Annotated in this window: 15 protein-coding genes; 4 read left to right on the top strand and 11 right to left on the bottom strand. The window is 63.4% G+C overall.

Going from position 1 to position 15502, the window contains the following annotated elements; genetic code table 11:
* Positions 1-23: 23 nt before the first annotated feature.
* Positions 24-782, top strand: a complete 759-nt coding sequence (locus K3F49_RS02195) for an SDR family oxidoreductase (RefSeq protein WP_234679139.1) — start codon at positions 24-26, stop codon at positions 780-782.
* Positions 783-931: 149 nt separating this feature from the next.
* Here the strand turns inward: K3F49_RS02195 and K3F49_RS02200 are convergent, their stop codons facing one another.
* From K3F49_RS02200 to K3F49_RS02230, 7 genes are all read right to left on the bottom strand, one after another.
* The gene (locus tag K3F49_RS02200) at positions 932-2545 is read right to left on the bottom strand and encodes an FGGY-family carbohydrate kinase (RefSeq protein WP_234679141.1); all 1614 of its coding nucleotides are present in this window, start codon (positions 2543-2545) and stop codon (positions 932-934) included.
* A 50-nt stretch (positions 2546-2595) separates the two neighbouring features.
* Positions 2596-3324: an SDR family oxidoreductase gene (locus tag K3F49_RS02205; RefSeq protein ID WP_234679142.1), complete on the bottom strand. Its 729-nt coding sequence runs from the start codon at positions 3322-3324 to the stop codon at positions 2596-2598.
* A gap of 24 nt (positions 3325-3348) precedes the next feature.
* Positions 3349-4605: a sugar ABC transporter permease gene (locus K3F49_RS02210; RefSeq protein WP_234679144.1), complete on the bottom strand. Its 1257-nt coding sequence runs from the start codon at positions 4603-4605 to the stop codon at positions 3349-3351.
* Positions 4602-5426 (bottom strand): ATP-binding cassette domain-containing protein, encoded by an 825-nt coding sequence (locus tag K3F49_RS02215; protein ID WP_234679147.1) that lies wholly within the window; start codon positions 5424-5426, stop codon positions 4602-4604. Before K3F49_RS02215 ends, K3F49_RS02210 begins: the two co-directional genes overlap by 4 nt.
* A 62-nt stretch (positions 5427-5488) precedes the next feature.
* Positions 5489-6562 carry an ABC transporter substrate-binding protein gene (locus K3F49_RS02220; RefSeq protein WP_234679149.1) on the bottom strand — a complete coding sequence of 358 codons (1074 nt, stop codon included), beginning with the start codon at positions 6560-6562 and terminating at the stop codon, positions 5489-5491.
* Between the two features lie 218 nt (positions 6563-6780).
* On the bottom strand, positions 6781-7665 hold the full coding sequence (locus tag K3F49_RS02225; RefSeq protein WP_234680556.1) for an AraC family transcriptional regulator: 885 nt from the start codon (positions 7663-7665) through the stop codon (positions 6781-6783).
* Between the two features lie 204 nt (positions 7666-7869).
* Entirely contained in the window at positions 7870-9105 is a 1236-nt protein-coding gene (locus K3F49_RS02230; protein WP_234679151.1) for an MFS transporter, read from the bottom strand.
* 159 nt (positions 9106-9264) lie between these two features.
* Between K3F49_RS02230 and K3F49_RS02235 the strand changes: the two genes are divergently transcribed.
* Entirely contained in the window at positions 9265-10515 is a 1251-nt protein-coding gene (locus tag K3F49_RS02235) for a NupC/NupG family nucleoside CNT transporter (protein ID WP_234679153.1), read from the top strand.
* Between the two features lie 7 nt (positions 10516-10522).
* Here the strand turns inward: K3F49_RS02235 and K3F49_RS02240 are convergent, their stop codons facing one another.
* Positions 10523-11590, bottom strand: coding sequence for a threonine aldolase family protein (locus K3F49_RS02240; protein WP_234679155.1), 1068 nt, complete (start codon positions 11588-11590; stop codon positions 10523-10525).
* A gap of 28 nt (positions 11591-11618) precedes the next feature.
* Positions 11619-12539, bottom strand: a complete 921-nt coding sequence (locus K3F49_RS02245) for an amino acid ABC transporter substrate-binding protein (protein ID WP_234679157.1) — start codon at positions 12537-12539, stop codon at positions 11619-11621.
* 153 nt (positions 12540-12692) lie between these two features.
* Here K3F49_RS02245 and K3F49_RS02250 point away from each other — a divergent pair, with 153 nt between their 5' ends.
* A complete protein-coding gene (locus K3F49_RS02250; RefSeq protein ID WP_234679159.1) occupies positions 12693-13613 on the top strand; it encodes a LysR substrate-binding domain-containing protein in 921 nt (306 codons plus the stop codon).
* A 156-nt stretch (positions 13614-13769) separates the two neighbouring features.
* Here the strand turns inward: K3F49_RS02250 and K3F49_RS02255 are convergent, their stop codons facing one another.
* Both K3F49_RS02255 and K3F49_RS02260 read right to left on the bottom strand, forming a co-directional pair.
* On the bottom strand, positions 13770-14321 hold the full coding sequence (locus K3F49_RS02255; protein ID WP_234679161.1) for a cupin domain-containing protein: 552 nt from the start codon (positions 14319-14321) through the stop codon (positions 13770-13772).
* A gap of 186 nt (positions 14322-14507) precedes the next feature.
* The gene (locus K3F49_RS02260; RefSeq protein ID WP_234679163.1) at positions 14508-14795 is read right to left on the bottom strand and encodes an usg protein; all 288 of its coding nucleotides are present in this window, start codon (positions 14793-14795) and stop codon (positions 14508-14510) included.
* A 390-nt stretch (positions 14796-15185) separates the two neighbouring features.
* On the opposite strand from K3F49_RS02260, the gene K3F49_RS02265 reads away from it, so the two are divergent.
* Positions 15186-15500, top strand: a complete 315-nt coding sequence (locus K3F49_RS02265) for a co-chaperone GroES (RefSeq protein WP_008139213.1) — start codon at positions 15186-15188, stop codon at positions 15498-15500.
* Positions 15501-15502 lie beyond the last annotated feature (2 nt).

Raw genomic sequence — 15502 nt, forward strand, 5'->3', positions numbered from 1 at the left:
AACTGAAGAAAAGGCAGGAAACGATGAGTGAAGCAAAGAAGATCGCAGTGGTGACGGGTGCGGGCACCGGTGTCGGGCGCGCCGCGTCGCTGGCGCTGATGAACACCGGCTTCACCGTGGTGCTGGTCGGGCGCCGGCTCGACATGCTCGAGGAAACCGCGAAGCTCGGCCCCGCGGGCAAGAGCCTGTGCGTCACCGCCGACATGACCAAGCCGGAGCAGATCGCCGCGCTGTTCGACAAGGTGAAGGCGACCTATGGCCGGCTCGACGTGCTGTTCAACAACGCCGGCATGGGCGCACCTGCCGTCAATTTCGAGGACCTCGGCCTCGAGCAGTGGCAGGCGGTGGTGAACACCAACCTCACCGGGCCGTTCCTGTGCACCCAGCACGCCTTCCGCATCATGAAGGACCAGAGCCCGCGCGGCGGCCGCATCATCAACAACGGCTCGATCTCGGCGCATGCGCCGCGCCCGTTCTCGGCGGCCTACACCTCGACCAAGCACGCCATCACCGGCCTCACCAAGGCGAGCAACCTCGACGGCCGCATGTACGACATCGCCGTCGGCCAGGTCGACATCGGCAATGCCGCAACGCCGATGACCGATCGCATGGTCAACGGCCCGGGCGTGCTGCAGCCGGACGGCGCCACCAAGCACGAGCCGCGCATGGATGCGAAGGCGGTCGGCGATGCCGTGGCCTACATGGCCGGCCTGCCGCTCGATGCCAACGTGCTGACCATGACGGTGATGGCAACCAAGATGCCGTTCGTCGGACGGGGCTGAACGCAAAACGCGAAAACAACCCCATGCACAGTAGATCGCGTGGGGTTGCTACCTGCGTTCGGCAAGCGGAGTGACGTCGGCTAAATCCCTGCGTTGCTTCGGCAATGATCGGGGAGAGAGCGGCGCCCGCCGCACGTCGCGAAACTAGGCTAACTAGAGTGGCTTTGGATTGATCGGCCGACCTTCTGCAAGGCCTCGAAGGCTGCAAAACGCTCGATATTCCAGTTTGCCAGGGCCGCATGGGGTGAATGTATTTCTCCCAACGCCGACATCGCTTCCATCGCCTGGCTGACATCGGCGTGATCGCCCGAAGCAACTGATCCGAGCATCGCGGAGCCGAGCAACACGGGCTCCGGAGATGCCGAGGCAGCGACCGTCAAATCCGTCGTATCGGCGAGCACCTGCCGCACGAGGCGACTCTGGGCCGCACCACCGCTGACGACGATCGTATCGATGGCGATGCCTTTATCCTGCTGGGCGCGCACGATCTGCCGCGCGCCGTAACCAAGGCCGCACAGGCCGGCAAGATAGAGCGCCAACAGGCTCTCCAGGTCGGCGCGCATATCCAGTCCAGCGATCAGCGCACGCGCATCGGGATCAGCGAGGGGCGCACGGTTGCCGAGGAATTCAGGCACGACATGAAGCTCGCCAACCAATTCCCGAACCATCTCCGCACCGCCGCGCGCGTCCACCTGGGAGGCGAGCCAATCGGCGAGCGTCCGTTGCTCCTGACGCGCCGCATGTGTCGCCTGTGCGGAATACGGATGCATCTGCACGAGATGATCAATTGCTGCACCAGCGACCGACTGTCCGCCCTCATTGAGCCATAGCTCGGGCAACATGGCGGAGAAATAAGGTCCCCAAACGCCGGGAACGAAGACCGGGTTCTTCGTGGTGGACATGGTGCAGGCGGACGTTCCGAACACATAGGCCATGCGCGTGAGCGCCGTCCCCGCAGCTCCACGCGCCCCCACCGTTCCGACACCGCCCGCATGCGCGTCGATCAGGCCTGCCGCAACGGAGGTGCCAAGCTTCAGGCCGAGGTCGGTCGCTGCCTCCGCTGTCAGGCCGGCAGCCAGCGGTGTGCCGCCGGGCACGATCTCGGTGCCGATCCGGCGAAACTGCTCGTCCACCAGCGTGCCGAGACCGACCGAACGGAAGAAGCCGCCATCCCAGCGGTCTTCGTGGCCCAGATAGGTCCACTTGCACGTGACGGTGCAGGTGGAGCGAGCAAGGCTCCCTGTTGCACGCCAGGTGAGGAAATCCGTCAGGTCCATGAACTGCCGGGCGTCCGCAAAAGTGCCGGGCATGTTTTCGGCAAGCCACAACAGCTTCGGCGTCTCCATCTCGGGTGAAATCGCTCCCCCGACATAGTCGAGAACTTTCGCGCCCGTGCGGTTGATCCGACGCGCCTGCTCGACGGCGCGGTGGTCCATCCAAACGATGATATTGCGGGCAGGATCGCCGGACGGGCCGACCTGAAGCGGCGCGCCGCCAATGCCCAGCACCACCAACGAGCAGGTCGCGTCAAAGCCGATACCGGCAATGCTGTCCGGCGCGACACCGGCCTTTTCGACCGCGCCCCGCACGCTGCAGCATACGGCGCGCCAGATGTCCTCGCTCGACTGCTCGACAATATCGCCGGCCTCCCGCCAAAGCGCGATGTCGGCCTTATCGGTGGCGACAAGTCTGCCGGAGCGATCGAAGACCCCGGCTCGCGCACTGCCCGTGCCGACGTCGATACCCAGAAAATGACGAGTCATCGCGGAGTCCCTCACCATGCAGCAACGTCCAGATCGCAGATGCGGAAGCGTTACAGATCGTTGCTCTGCGGCAGGATCACGAGGTCGCGGATCGTGACGTTTCTCGGACGGGTCAACATGAAGAGCACGGCCTGCGCAACTTCCGTCGGCTGGATCAGGCCACCTGCCGCCATTTCCGCCTCGAGCTTCTCCTTCGGCCAGTCGCTGATGAGCGCGGTCACGACCGGGCCGGGCGCCACGGCGCCGACGCGCAGGCCATATTTCGCGACCTGCCGACGCACGGTATGGACAAAAGCCTGCACGGCGTGTTTCGAGGCGGTGTAGATCGGCTCCCAGACGACGGGGACGAGACCGGCGATCGAACTGGTGACGATGATGTCACCGCTCTTGCGCTCCACCATATGTGGCAGCACCGCGTGGATCGAGCGGAACAGCGCGTTGATGTTGAGGTTGAGCATGCGGTCCCAAGCGTCGGGGTCGCCATCGAGCACCTCGCCGCCGATATAGGCTCCGGCATTCGCATGGAAGATGTCCAGCCGGCCGGCCTTTTCCAGCACCTGCGGCATCATGCCCGCCATGCTCGCCTGATCGGTGAGATCGATACGCAACGGGATCGCGTGGTCGCCCAGTTCGAGGCAGACGCTGTTCAGCGCGTCCTCGGCCCGGTCGACCAGCACCACGCGCGCGCCCGCTGCGATCATCGTCCTGGCGCATTCGAGACCGATGCCCGAGGCAGCGCCGGTAATCGCGGCAACCTTTCCTGCAAGTTCCTGGCCCACGGTCGGTCCTCTTGTTGGAGTTGTCTAGGCTCGGCCATGTGAGACGCGCGAGCGTCGTGCCAGCGAGTCGACGATGACCGCGACGGCAAGCACTGCACCCGTGATCATGTACCGAAGCGACGAAGACAGATCGAGCAGCGTAAGGCCGCTGGCGATCGACTGGATGACGATGATACCGAGCAGTGCGGAATAGGCGCTGCCGCGGCCGCCAAATAGGCTGGTGCCGCCGATGACAGCGGCGGCGATGGCGTTAAGGTTCACGTCCCCCGTGCCGGCCTGCTGGCTGGAAGATGCCAGCCGTGCGGCGGCAAGGATACCGCCCGCGGCTGCCAGCGTGGAGCACAGCATGAAGGCGCTCGTATTGATCCGGCGAACGTTGATGCCGGCACGACGGGCGGCCTCGCGATTGCCTCCGACCGCGCTCATCGAGCGGCCCCATTTGGTCCGCTTCAGCGCGTAGTTCATGACCACGCACAAGCCGACGAACAGGCCGAACATCCACGGAACGCCGCGCGCGAGATTGAGATAGTAGACGATGAATTCGAGCACGACGACGACCAGCACACCCTTCAGCAAAAGGCGGCCGAGTGAGCTTGCAGACAGCCCCGCCGCTCGCCTGCGCGCTGCCATGCGGTAGCCGGTCGCGAATAGGACCACGCCGGCAAGTGCCGCCAGCGCGTAGGATACGATCGGCGGCATGACCAGCATCTGTCCGAAATTGACCAGCGGCGATCCGTAGGGAAGATTGATCGAGCCGGACGAGCCGAGCAGATAGAGTTGCAGGCCGAGCCATGCCAGCAGGCCGGCCAGCGTCGAGACGAAGCTCGGCATGCCAAGGCGGTTGAACAAGAAGGCATAGAGCGCGCCGATGGCGCCACCGAGCCCCAGCGCTGTGACGATCGCCACCGCCACGGGCCAGTCCTGATTGACCCACAGCACGCCAACCAGCGCGGAGGAGAACCCGCTCACCGAGCCAACCGAGAGGTCGATCTCGCCGACCATCAGGATACAAACGATGCCGAGCGAGATGACGCCCACGGTCGAGCAATCGAACAGCAGATTGACCAGATTGTCAGGCGCCAGGAAGACCGGGTTGAGGCTCTGGAATGCGGTGCAGATGATCAGCAGCCCGACCACCACCGGCAGAGAGCCGAGGTCGCCCGACCGCACGCGGTCGACAAAGCCGCCGATCGTGCTGCCGATCGTGTCCTCATGTGCGACGCGCTCGTCGCGACGGTCCAGCAGCTGCGCGGTCGAAACCCGTTGTGTATTGTCGGTCATGGCCGCACCTCCCGCGACTGCTGCGCGCGGCGTCGGCTGGCACGCCGGGAGACCGAATTCTCGTCGGCGCCCGTGATGGCCGTGACCAGATCCTGGTTGGTCACGTCGGGTCCGAATTCGCCGTTGTTGCGGCCGAGGCGCAGCACCACGATCCGGTCGGCGACGGCGCGCACGTCCTCCATGTTGTGGCTGATCACGATGACGCCGAGGCCGCGGGCGCGCACACGCTCGATCAGGTCGAGCACCTCAGCGGTCTGGGCGACGCCGAGTGCGGCGGTCGGCTCGTCGAGCAAGATAAGGTTCGGCTCGGTCAGCAGTGAGCGCGCGATCGCCACAGTCTGGCGCTGCCCGCCGGAGAGCGACGCAACGGGGTCACGCACGCTCGGAATGCGCGCCGACAGTTCGTTGAGCAACGTCCAGGCCCGGACCTCCATGGAAACCTCATCGAGCCTGATAGGATTGAGCTCGCGGCCCAGGAAGATGTTGGCGACCACGTCGAGATTCTCGCAGAGCGCCAGGTCCTGGAAGACCGTGGCGATGCCCAGACCAAGTGCCGTGGCCGGATCGGACAGGACGACATGTTCGCCATCGAAGGCGATCGTCCCCGAGGTGGGCTGGTGCACACCGGCAAGGATCTTCACCAGTGTGGATTTGCCGGCGCCGTTGTCGCCGACAAGCGCCACGACCTCGCCGGCATGAACGTCGAGATCGACGTCGGTCAGGGCGGACACGGCGCCGAAATTCTTGGAAATGCCGCGAAGGCTCAGGACCAGTTCGCCTGGCCTCTGCTGCGGTTGATCGACATCCGAGATCGTGGACATTTCCGCGTCCGCCTTCCCTGCGTTCATCCCGGCCGCGGTGAGCGGCCGGGATACTGCTTCGCTTACTGCGTGATGCCGAGCTTCTTGCATCCGGCGGCATATCTGCCCGTGCAGAGCTGATCGGCGGTCTGAATCTTCTTGTCGATAATCTCCGTCTTCAGGTTCTGCTCGGTCACGACCGCCGGAATGAACAGCTTCGACGGCGTATTAAAGAGAGTGGTTTCCGCCTTGGGCGTACCGCCCGAGAGGAATTCCACCGCCGCCTGGGCCGCGGCAGCTGCAACGATCTCGCTGGGCTTGGATATCGTATTGTACTGATCGCCGGCGATGATGAGCTGAAGCGCGGCAATCGTCGCATCGTTGCCTGTCACCGGAGGCACTGGATCGACACCGGCGGCCTTGAGAGCGGCAATTGCGCCACCGCCCGTACCATCATTGGCGGCGACGACGCCGAGAATCTTCTTGCCGAAGCGGGTGACCTGGCCGCTGGCCCATTGTTGCGCCTTGGGCGGCGCCCAGTCCGGCGTGTCGTATTCGGCGAGGATCGGATAGCCGCTCTTGTCGAGGCCCGCATGGATGCCCTTCTTGATGAGTCCCGCGGCGGCATCGGTCGGCGATCCATTGATCTGGAGCACCCCTTCACCTTCCTTCGGCGTGACCTTGGCGTCCTTCAGATGCTTGACCAACGATTCCGAGATGGCCTTGCCGATGCCTTCATTGTCGAAGGAGACGTAGAAGTCGGCCTTGGCGTCGGGGATCGGGCGGTCGTAGGCGATCACCTTGATGCCCTGGGACTGCGCCATCTTGACCAGCGAAGCTGCGGCGGTCGAGTCGACTGGATCGAGCACGATCACCTTGGCGCCCTGCGAGATCACCGAGTTGAATTGCTGCTGCTGGCGCGCGGCGTCTGCACTGGCATTCTGGTAGATGACCTTGCAGCTCTGGCAGAGTTTCTTCATCTCGGCAGCAAAACCTGGATAGTCGTGCTGTTCGTAACGGGTGGAGGCCTGGTCGGGCATGAGGAAAGCAACAGTCGCGTCCTTCACCTCCGCAGCCTGCGAGAACGAGGCCGTTGCGCCGAGCAGCGACAGGACGAGCGCGGCTGTGCCCGTGGTCTTGAACGAGAGTTTCGTCATCCGGACTTCCCTTTCCGAAACTGGGTGTTAGAGTGCTACGCATTGATCTCTTGGAGACACGCCTTCCCTGCTTCCGCAGCCGGAGGGCAAACGGCGGTCAGCGCCGATATCCTCCGAAGCCACGCGGAATTTCCGGACAAGCAATCTCCTTCGCAGGCGGCCATCGGCGCGCCCGCGTCATTCTTCCCGTAATCGTCCTCCTCCCTTGCTCCTCCCGGTTAGGCGGCGCGAGCCGCGTTGATGTTGTCGGCCAGCAATCGTCTGAAGCGCGAGGGCGGCATGCCCTTCTCGGCCAGAAACTGCCGATTGAAATTGGAGAGATTGTTAAAGCCGACCTGGAAGCAGATGTCGGTGATGGATGCGTGCTCGTCGCTCATCAGTATCTGGCAGGCCAGATTGATGCGGAGCCGCTTGACGTATTGTACCAGCGACATCCCCGTGTGACGGCGGAACGAGCGCGAAAATGAGCTTTGCGACTGGCGGGCGATCGTCGCGAGATCTGCTTCGCCAAACGGCTGCGTCAGGTTCTCGCGGATGAAGGCGAGCGCCTTGTTCATCCCAGCCGACATGTAGCCGGACGGGTCGGGCAAATAGTTAGGGCTGGAGAGCGGCAGTGCACCCCGCGCGCGGCACAGCGTCCCCAGAATCATCATGAACAGCTCAATCCGACGCACGCCCTTCGCCGCCACGATCTCCTCCATCAGCGGGGCGAGCTCCTTGCTTGTATTGCCTGAGAACAGCACGCCACGGCGGGAGGATTCCAGCAGCGCACCGAGGCCCGAAAGCTCAGGCATGAGCTTCATCGTGTCGCCTATGAATTCTTCGCTGAACTGGATGATGCGGCCGCGCAGCGGGATGGCGACGTCCACCGGCAGATCGCTCACCCAATTGTGCGGCAGGTTGGGTCCGGTGAGCACGAGATTGCCCGGCTCGAACTGGCCGATGAAATCGCCGACAAAGTAGCGACCGTTCGTCACCACGACCTGATGGATCTCGTATTCCGGATGAAAATGCCACCTGACCGTATGGAAGGGATACCCGTGCGACCAAGCCTTGAATGACTCGCCGCGCCGAATCTGGACGACTTCCAGGTCTGGTTCCATATCCGTTCCCTCCTGGGCCGGCCGGTCTGTAAACACCTGGCTCGTCCCCGATGGCTGAATTTTGCTCAGCTCTAGCTATTGCTGGAACCGTATCGGGTGGCAGCCGCTGCCGCCACCACGATTCAGATACCCAACCGATACTCTTTTGACATTCGTTGGCTGGGCACCGCAATATCGACCGCCTTCAGGCTTGGTCCGGCTTCCCTACTCCAGGCTCTCCACCTGGCGCAGGCTGGGGAACAGCTTCATCCACAACAGCGCCACCGCCACCGTGCAGACGCCGCCGAGCACGGCGGCGGGCATGGCGCCGAACAGTGCCGCCGTCAGCCCGCTCTCGAACTGGCCGAGCTGGTTCGAGGCGTTGATGAAGAGGAAATTGACCGCGCCGACGCGGCCGCGCATCTCGTCGGGGGTGGCGAGCTGCACCAGCGAGAAGCGGATCACCACGCTGATCGTGTCGGCGGCGCCGAGAATCGCGAGCGACAGCACCGACAGCCACATCCAGGACGACAGCGCGAACACGATCGTGGCGACCCCGAACACGATCACCGCCTGGAACATGCGCAGGCCGACGTGGCGCGTGATGGCGTGCCGCGCCAGCACCGTCGTCATCAGCAGTGCGCCGACGGCTGGCGCCGCACGCAACACGCCGAGTCCCATCGGGCCGGTCTGGAGGATGTCGCGAGCGTAGATCGGCAGCAGCGCCGTGACGCCGCCGAACAGCACGGCGAACAGATCGAGCGAGATGGTGCCGAGGATCGCCGGATTGCTGCGGATGAAGCGAACGCCGGCAAAGATATTGTCGGTGCTCTCGTCCTTCGCCACGGCTTGCGGGCGCGGCTGGATGAAGCCGGTCAAAATCATCCCAAAAATCCAGAACACCAGCATCACGGCATAGGCGAGATGCGGCGCGATCGCGTAAGCAAAACCGCCGAGCGCGGGCCCGGTGATGGTCGCCACCTGGCCGGCGCCGCTCGCCACGGCCGTTGCGCGCTGGAGCGAGCCCTGTGGCGCGATCAACGGCAAGAGTGCCGCCGTGGTCGGGCTCTCGAACGCGCCGGCAATGCCGAGCACGAAGGTCGCGACGAAAATCTGCACTTCGCTGACGGCGCCGAGATAGGTGATCCCTGCGAGATAGAGCGCGGTCGCGGCTTCCACGAGCTGGCAGAGCTGGACCACGCGCTTGCGCTCAAAACGGTCGGCGGCGTGGCCGGCGACGAAGACGAGCAGCGCGGTGGGCGCGAACTGCACGAGCCCGACCATGCCGAGATCGAAGGCCGAGCCGGTGAGGTCGTAGATCTGCCAGCCGATCGCGACCGCCGCGATCTGGCTGGAAAAGCGTGACAGGCTCCGCGAGAGCAGGAAGAACAGGAAGGCGCGGTGGCGGAGGAGCTCTCCGGCGCTGACCGCCGGACTGACGGATGTTGGCTGCTCTGGCATCGCCTCTTCGGTCACGCTCGGCTGGTCCGCCCCTGATATCGACGCGCTCCCCGCGTGGCTGACGCAGGCGTGCTTGTCAACAGCGGGCGGCTCCTGGGCCATCCGGCATTGCGTTTGCAACGCACGCGCGGGCATAATCATTGAGGGTTTGGGGACATCATGCTGAGGCTGCAATCGACACTCGGTGTTTTCGCATTGCTGCTGATCGCCTTCGCGCTGGCGGAGAATCGGCGCGCGGTCTCGCTTCGGCAGGCGCTGATCGGCCTCGTCGTGACCTTCGTCACCGCGGTCGTGCTGTTGAAGGTACCGATCGTGGCGCATGCCTTCGGTGCCATCAACGACGCGGTCGGCGCCATCTCCGCGGCCTCGCGCGCCGGCTCCTCCTTCGTGTTCGGCTATGTCGGTGGCGGTCCCCTGCCCTTCGACCTGAAGGCGCCGGGCGCCGATTTCATCCTAGCGTTCCAGGCGCTGCCGATCGTGCTGGTCATGAGCGTACTGACCACGCTGCTGTTCTATTGGCGCGTGCTGCCGCCGATCGTGCGCGGCATGGCCTGGCTGCTCGAACGCACGCTCGGTGTCGGCGGCGCGGTCGGGCTCTCCACCGCCGCCAACATCTTCCTCGGCATGGTCGAAGCACCACTGTTCGTGCGGCCGTATCTGACGCAGATGAGCCGCAGCGAATTGTTTCTGGTGATGACCGGCGGCATGGCCGGCATCGCCGGCACCGTGCTGGTGCTCTACGCGACGCTGCTGGCGCCGCTCATCCCTGACGCGGCAGCGCATTTCGTGATCGCCTCGGTGCTGGGTGCGCCGGCCGCGATCCTCGTCAGCCTGATCATGGTCCCCGAGACATCCGACAAGCGCACCGGCGGCGCGCTGGAAGATCCGGAGATGGAAGTCTCCAGCACGATGGATGCGATCGTGAAAGGCACGAGCGCGGGGATCGAACTGCTGATCAACATCGTCGCCATGCTGCTGGTGCTGGTGGCGCTGGTCTATCTCGTCAACGCCGCCCTCGGCCTGCTGCCCGATATCGGTGGCGCCGCGATCTCGCTGCAGAGGTTGCTGGGCCTTGTGATGGCACCGGTATGCTGGCTGATGGGCTTGCCCTGGGATCAGGCCGTGACCGCCGGCAGCCTGATGGGCACGAAAACCGTGCTCAACGAGCTGATTGCCTATGTCGACTTCTCGAAGCTGCCGCCGGGTACGCTCGATCCGCGCTCCCGCCTGATCATGCTCTACGCGATGTGCGGCTTCGCCAACTTCGCCAGCCTCGGCATCATGATCGGCGGCTTGGGAGTAATGGCGCCGGAGCGGCGCGACGAGATCAATGCGCTGGGGCTGAAGTCGATCGTGTCGGGCACGCTGACGACGTGTCTGATGGGGGCGATCGTGGGGGTGTTGACGTAGGTCCTTTCTAAGCCAAAACTCCAGCCACGGTGCGAAATGCCACGACAGCGCGATCAATATCCGCATCGTCGATATGGCGATGAGTCACACAACGTAAGCGATGCCGACCCCAGGGCCTCGCCCTCAGCCCCGCCTTCTCGAGAGCCCCCGACCACGCGGCGCTGTCGCGCCCGGAGAGAGAGACATCGACCTGCACGATATTCGTCTGCGGGATTGTCGCGCGGAGCTTTGGACTGATCGCGTTCAGCGCATCACTCAGGGTTCGCGCACGCCGGTGATCCTCGCCCAGACGCGCACCCATGACCTGAACGGCCTCCAGGCCGGCGGCGGCCAGGATGCCGATCTGGCGCTGCGTGCCTCCCAGCATGCGGCGAAACCTGCGGCTCCGGTCGATCACGGCGCGCGACCCGGCGAGCACCGCACCGGCGGGTGCGCTCAGGCCTTTCGACAGGCACAGAGAGACCGTATCGCAATGCCTCGCGACTTCGGCCGGCGCCGTTTCAAGGGCGACCGCGGCGTTGAAGAGCCGCGCACCGTCGAGATGCACCGGGACGCCGCGGGCCGACGCCATGGCGTGCACGGCCTGCATATGCTCCAGCGGCAGCACGGCGCCGCTGGCGTTGTTGTGCGAGGTTTCCATCGCGACAAGGGCGGTCCTGAGCTTGAGCCCTTCGCCCTGCAAGGCGTCTTCCAGCACATTCAGGTCCATCGCGCCGTCGCTACCGGCAATGGCGAGATAGAACTGCCCCGTGAACGTCGCCGCCCCTCGTTCGGAGGTGTACATATGGGCATTCGCCTCCAGCACGATCTGCTCGCTGCGCTGCGACTGCGCCAGCGTCGCCAACAGATTGGCCATGGTGCAGCTCGGCACAAACAGGCCGGCGTCCTTGCCCATCGCCGCGGCCGCGACGGCCTCGAGCTCCTGCACCGTGGGGTCACCGTCCAGCCCGTCATCGCCGAGCGGCGCCGATGCCATCCGGGCATACATCGCCTCGGTCGGCTTGGTGACGGTATCGCTGCGCAGGTCGATGGGTTGCAACTCAGCGCCCGCCGGACTCGTGTCGTGTTGTGCCATCGCGAGAACCTTTAAAGCGCTTGCCGTATTATTCGTAGACTGCCGGGTCGCCGGAATCGGTCGGGTTAGCCAGCGCCCGCTTGAGGGCGGCGCTCATCGGAAAGTTCAGGTTGAGGCCATGCGGCGGGATTGGTGAATTGAAATATTTGTCGTAGAGCGCCGCAATCTTTCCGCTCTTCATCAGGTCGATCACGGCCTCGTCGACCATCTTCTTGAAAGCAGGATCATCCTTGGGTTCGAGGATGCCGTAAGGCGCCATCTCGAGACTCTTGCTGCCGATCAGGAAGTCATCCGGCGTCCTGGACGAGGCGACCGTGGCATAGGCGAGACCGTCATCGTTGGCTGAGCCGGCCACCCGGCCCGTCGACACCAACAAGAAGGTCTCGGCGGTGTCCTTGGCCGGCACGACCGTGATGCCAAGATTGTTCTTGGCGTTGATCAGCGTAATCACCTTGAAAGTCTGACCTCCGGCTTGGGCGGAGATGGCCTTGCCGCGAAACGAAGCCGGGTCGTTGACATCGACCCCGCCATCCTTGCGCGCGACGAGGACGACCTGCGCAACAAAGATGGTGGGAGAAAAGGCGGCGAGTTTATGCCGCTCGAGATTATTGGTCGTGTTGCCGCATTCGAGATCGATCGTACCGTTGGCGAGCAGCTGTATACGTGTCGCCGAGGTGATGGGGTTATAGCGAATCTCGAGCTTGGGGAGCTTGAGGGCCGTCTTGATCGCCTGCACGACTTGTTCACAGATTTCCACGGTGTAGCCGACCGGCTTCTGGTTACCGTCGAGATAGGCGAAGGGCACCGAAGTTTCGGGATACCCCAACGTGATCGAGCCGCTCTCACGGATCTTGTCCAGCCTGCTCGCACCCTGGGCCATGGCCTCGCTGGAAAGAAGAACGACAGCGACGGTCGCCGCGACGAGTGCCTTCATCGTTGTCGTTTTCATCTCGTCCCTCTCTTGGCGAATGTCCGTGACGCCGTCCACGGGGGCTGAGCAACGACAGGGCAGCTCCCTGCGAACGGCGTCATGCTCTGGACTATCGTCCAAAAGCTCGATCTGATGAAATTCCAGTTTCGTACTCACCTATACGGATTTGATATGGCCACCAGACGCATGGGCTTGAAGCATGTGGAAGCTTTTCGGGCGGTGTTCGTGACGGGATCGATGACGCAGGCGGCTCAGCGCATGCATACCTCGCAGCCGCAGATCAGCCGCTTGATCGGACAGTTGGAAGCGATCACGCAATTCCCGCTGTTCGACCGCAGTGGCGGCCGGCTCCGCCCGACCGTGGACGGATCGCGCTTCTTCCAGGAGGTCGAGAAGACTTTCATCGGCCTGGCCGGACTGGAGGCCAGCGCAGCCAGCATCCGCTCGTTCGGTATGGGCAGGTTAAGCGTTGCGGCAATGCCGCGCCTGGCCGGCGGACTGCTGACGCGCATCGCGGCGCGTTTCAAAATGGACTATCCGCATGTGATGATCTCGATCCGGTCCGGCACGGCGAGCGCCGTGCACGATTGGGTCAGCTCCGGGCTTTGTGACACGGGATTGGCAATGCTCTACGGCGAGGTTGCGGGGGTGCATGTCGAACCGGTGCTCAAGACCCGCTGCGTCGCAATCATGCCGAAGGCGCATCGTCTTGCGCAGAAGAAGACGCTGCGTCCTGCCGATTTCGCCGATGAGGCCTTCATCTCCTTCGCCACGGGGAGTCCGCTCCACGATCGCATCGATACGATCTTCACGCAGGCCGGCGTCACGCGCCACATTGTTGCCGAGACCGATCTGGGCGCATCGGTCTGTGCCTTGGTCGCGGCGGGCCTCGGCATCAGCATCATCAACCCGATTGCCGCGCATGACGAAAGCTCTGGCGCGGCTTTGATGACGCGCCCCTTCAACCCTGCTGTCCCTGTTACGATCGCACTGCTCTATCCGCCTTATGCTGCGCGCGGCCGGTTGATTGATGCCTTTGGCGAATATGCGCGCAAGATCATGAGCGAGGAACTGGGCTATCTCGAGCGATAGTCGGCTGATGCAATCCCGCTATAAGGTTCGTCATTGCGAGCGAAGCGAAGCAATCCACAACTGCATCTACGGAAATTCCGGATTGCTTCGTCGCATCAGCGCAAATTTCTTCGCAATTTTGTCGCGAGCTCCTCGCAATGACGACGGAGAGACTGACTAAGCCTTCAACTCCACCGTCTTGAACTCCGCCGGCAAAATCACCTCCAGCAGTTCGACGTCATCGGAGTAATCCAGAATCATGTGCTTGATCTTCGGCGGTTGGGTCCAGGCGCTGCCTGCTTTCATCAAGGTTTCGCCCTGCCCGTCCATGTAGGTCTTCACCCAGCCCTTGAGCACGTAGACCATCTGGAAGTCGACGGCGTGGAAGTGCAGTTTTGAGACTTCCGCCGGATCGCAGGGGCCCTGCAGGCGGATCACGTGAGCTTGCGCGAGACCGTGGCTTGCCGCGGCGATGCCGAGGTCGCGGTATTTCGCGTAGGCGCGCAGGCCGTCGGCCTTGAAATCTTCCTCGCGGTGATGGCTGATGGCGATGCGCTGCTTCGGCCGGGCGGGTTTCTTAACGGATGACTTTGCCGTCGTCACGCGCGCCTTCGCCTTCACCGCCTTGCGTGCAGAGGAACGCGCGGCGGACTTGGCGCCGCTCCGCTTCTTCAACGCGGTCTGGACTGCGCTGCGCGATTTTGTTTTCGATTTTGTTTTCTTGGCCATGGGCCGGCCTCCCGCTGTTGTTATGCGAGGAGGTTAACACGGAAACAGGTCTCGTAGGGTGGGCAAATCGGAGCGTGCCCACCATTGCAAATGAAGCGCGGAGAGATGGTGGGCACGGCGCGCGAAGTGCGCGCGCCTTTGCCCACCCTTGAGAGACCGGTGCCTACGAGACCGATGTTGTCGGCTTCAATTCAACCGGAACACGCCATCCACGGCGCGCAGCTCGGCGGGCTTGATCAGCTTGGAATGCGCGACCGTCACCGAATGCAGCGGGCCGTCGAGCTTCTGCTGCCAGAACACCAGGAAGTCGGTGAGCGCCGGGAATTTCGGAAACATGTCGTAGTTCTGCCAGACGTAGGTCTGGAGCAGCGACGGGTGATCCGGCATCCGGTAGAGAATTTGGGCCGTCGTCAGCCCGTAGCCCAGCAACTGTTTCCGGAAATCCTCGGAAACGGCCCCAACCCGCAATCCCATGCCAACCTCCTTTGCAGGAGCGCATTCAGGGGGTGGCTTGGTCCGGTACGCTGCTTACGAGCCACCCGGTGGAGATGCGCTCACATGAGAGAAATGTGACGCAAACTGACAATTCATCTCAAGCCCAAAAGTTTAACAAGTTGTTGAAATTCAATGCTTTAGCAGCAGAGACGGCTCCGTGCTAATACGGCCCCAAGACGCCCCAAAGCTCGGTTAACGATGGTAAAGAGATTCTGGCAGGCCGGCCGTCAGAGTGCCGAATTTTCTGCTAGAAGCCCTTGCCCCCGCAAAATTCCTGTCCTATTTCAGCTTCGCCTGTGCTAGCACTCGCTGGCACAGACTGCTAACGCCAAAAAATCATCAACTCGTGCAAATGCTTAGGAGAGCTGCATGAAATTCCGTCCGCTTCACGACCGCGTCGTGGTCAAGCGCATCGACGCAGAAGAGAAGACCGCCGGCGGCATCATCATCCCCGACACTGCCAAGGAAAAGCCCTCGCAGGGTGAAGTCGTCGCCGTTGGCCCGGGTGGCCGCGACGAGGCCGGCAAGCTGATCCCGATCGACCTGAAGGTCGGCGACCGCGTGCTGTTCGGCAAGTGGTCCGGCACCGAGGTCAAGATCGACAACGTCGATCTGCTGATCATGAAGGAAAGCGACATCATGGGCGTCCTCGACGTCCCCGCTTCCAAGAAGAAGGCGGCCTAACA

Origin of the sequence: Bradyrhizobium monzae (genome assembly GCF_021458635.1) — a bacterium.
Classification (GTDB): Bacteria; Pseudomonadota; Alphaproteobacteria; order Rhizobiales; family Xanthobacteraceae; genus Bradyrhizobium.

Excerpts from the sequence above, each read along its gene's own strand:
- K3F49_RS02255 (WP_234679161.1), bottom strand. The coding sequence starts at position 14,321 with ATGGCCAAGAAAACAAAATCGAAAACAAAATCGCGCAGCGCAGTCCAG.
- K3F49_RS02240 (WP_234679155.1), bottom strand. The coding sequence starts at position 11,590 with ATGGCACAACACGACACGAGTCCGGCGGGCGCTGAGTTGCAACCCATC.
- K3F49_RS02200 (WP_234679141.1), bottom strand. The coding sequence starts at position 2,545 with ATGACTCGTCATTTTCTGGGTATCGACGTCGGCACGGGCAGTGCGCGA.
- K3F49_RS02245 (WP_234679157.1), bottom strand. The coding sequence starts at position 12,539 with ATGAAAACGACAACGATGAAGGCACTCGTCGCGGCGACCGTCGCTGTC.
- K3F49_RS02215 (WP_234679147.1), bottom strand. The coding sequence starts at position 5,426 with ATGTCCACGATCTCGGATGTCGATCAACCGCAGCAGAGGCCAGGCGAA.
- K3F49_RS02230 (WP_234679151.1), bottom strand. The coding sequence starts at position 9,105 with ATGCCAGAGCAGCCAACATCCGTCAGTCCGGCGGTCAGCGCCGGAGAG.
- K3F49_RS02235 (WP_234679153.1), top strand. The coding sequence starts at position 9,265 with ATGCTGAGGCTGCAATCGACACTCGGTGTTTTCGCATTGCTGCTGATC.
- K3F49_RS02250 (WP_234679159.1), top strand. The coding sequence starts at position 12,693 with ATGGCCACCAGACGCATGGGCTTGAAGCATGTGGAAGCTTTTCGGGCG.
- K3F49_RS02195 (WP_234679139.1), top strand. The coding sequence starts at position 24 with ATGAGTGAAGCAAAGAAGATCGCAGTGGTGACGGGTGCGGGCACCGGT.
- K3F49_RS02210 (WP_234679144.1), bottom strand. The coding sequence starts at position 4,605 with ATGACCGACAATACACAACGGGTTTCGACCGCGCAGCTGCTGGACCGT.
- K3F49_RS02265 (WP_008139213.1), top strand. The coding sequence starts at position 15,186 with ATGAAATTCCGTCCGCTTCACGACCGCGTCGTGGTCAAGCGCATCGAC.
- K3F49_RS02220 (WP_234679149.1), bottom strand. The coding sequence starts at position 6,562 with ATGACGAAACTCTCGTTCAAGACCACGGGCACAGCCGCGCTCGTCCTG.
- K3F49_RS02225 (WP_234680556.1), bottom strand. The coding sequence starts at position 7,665 with ATGGAACCAGACCTGGAAGTCGTCCAGATTCGGCGCGGCGAGTCATTC.
- K3F49_RS02260 (WP_234679163.1), bottom strand. The coding sequence starts at position 14,795 with ATGGGATTGCGGGTTGGGGCCGTTTCCGAGGATTTCCGGAAACAGTTG.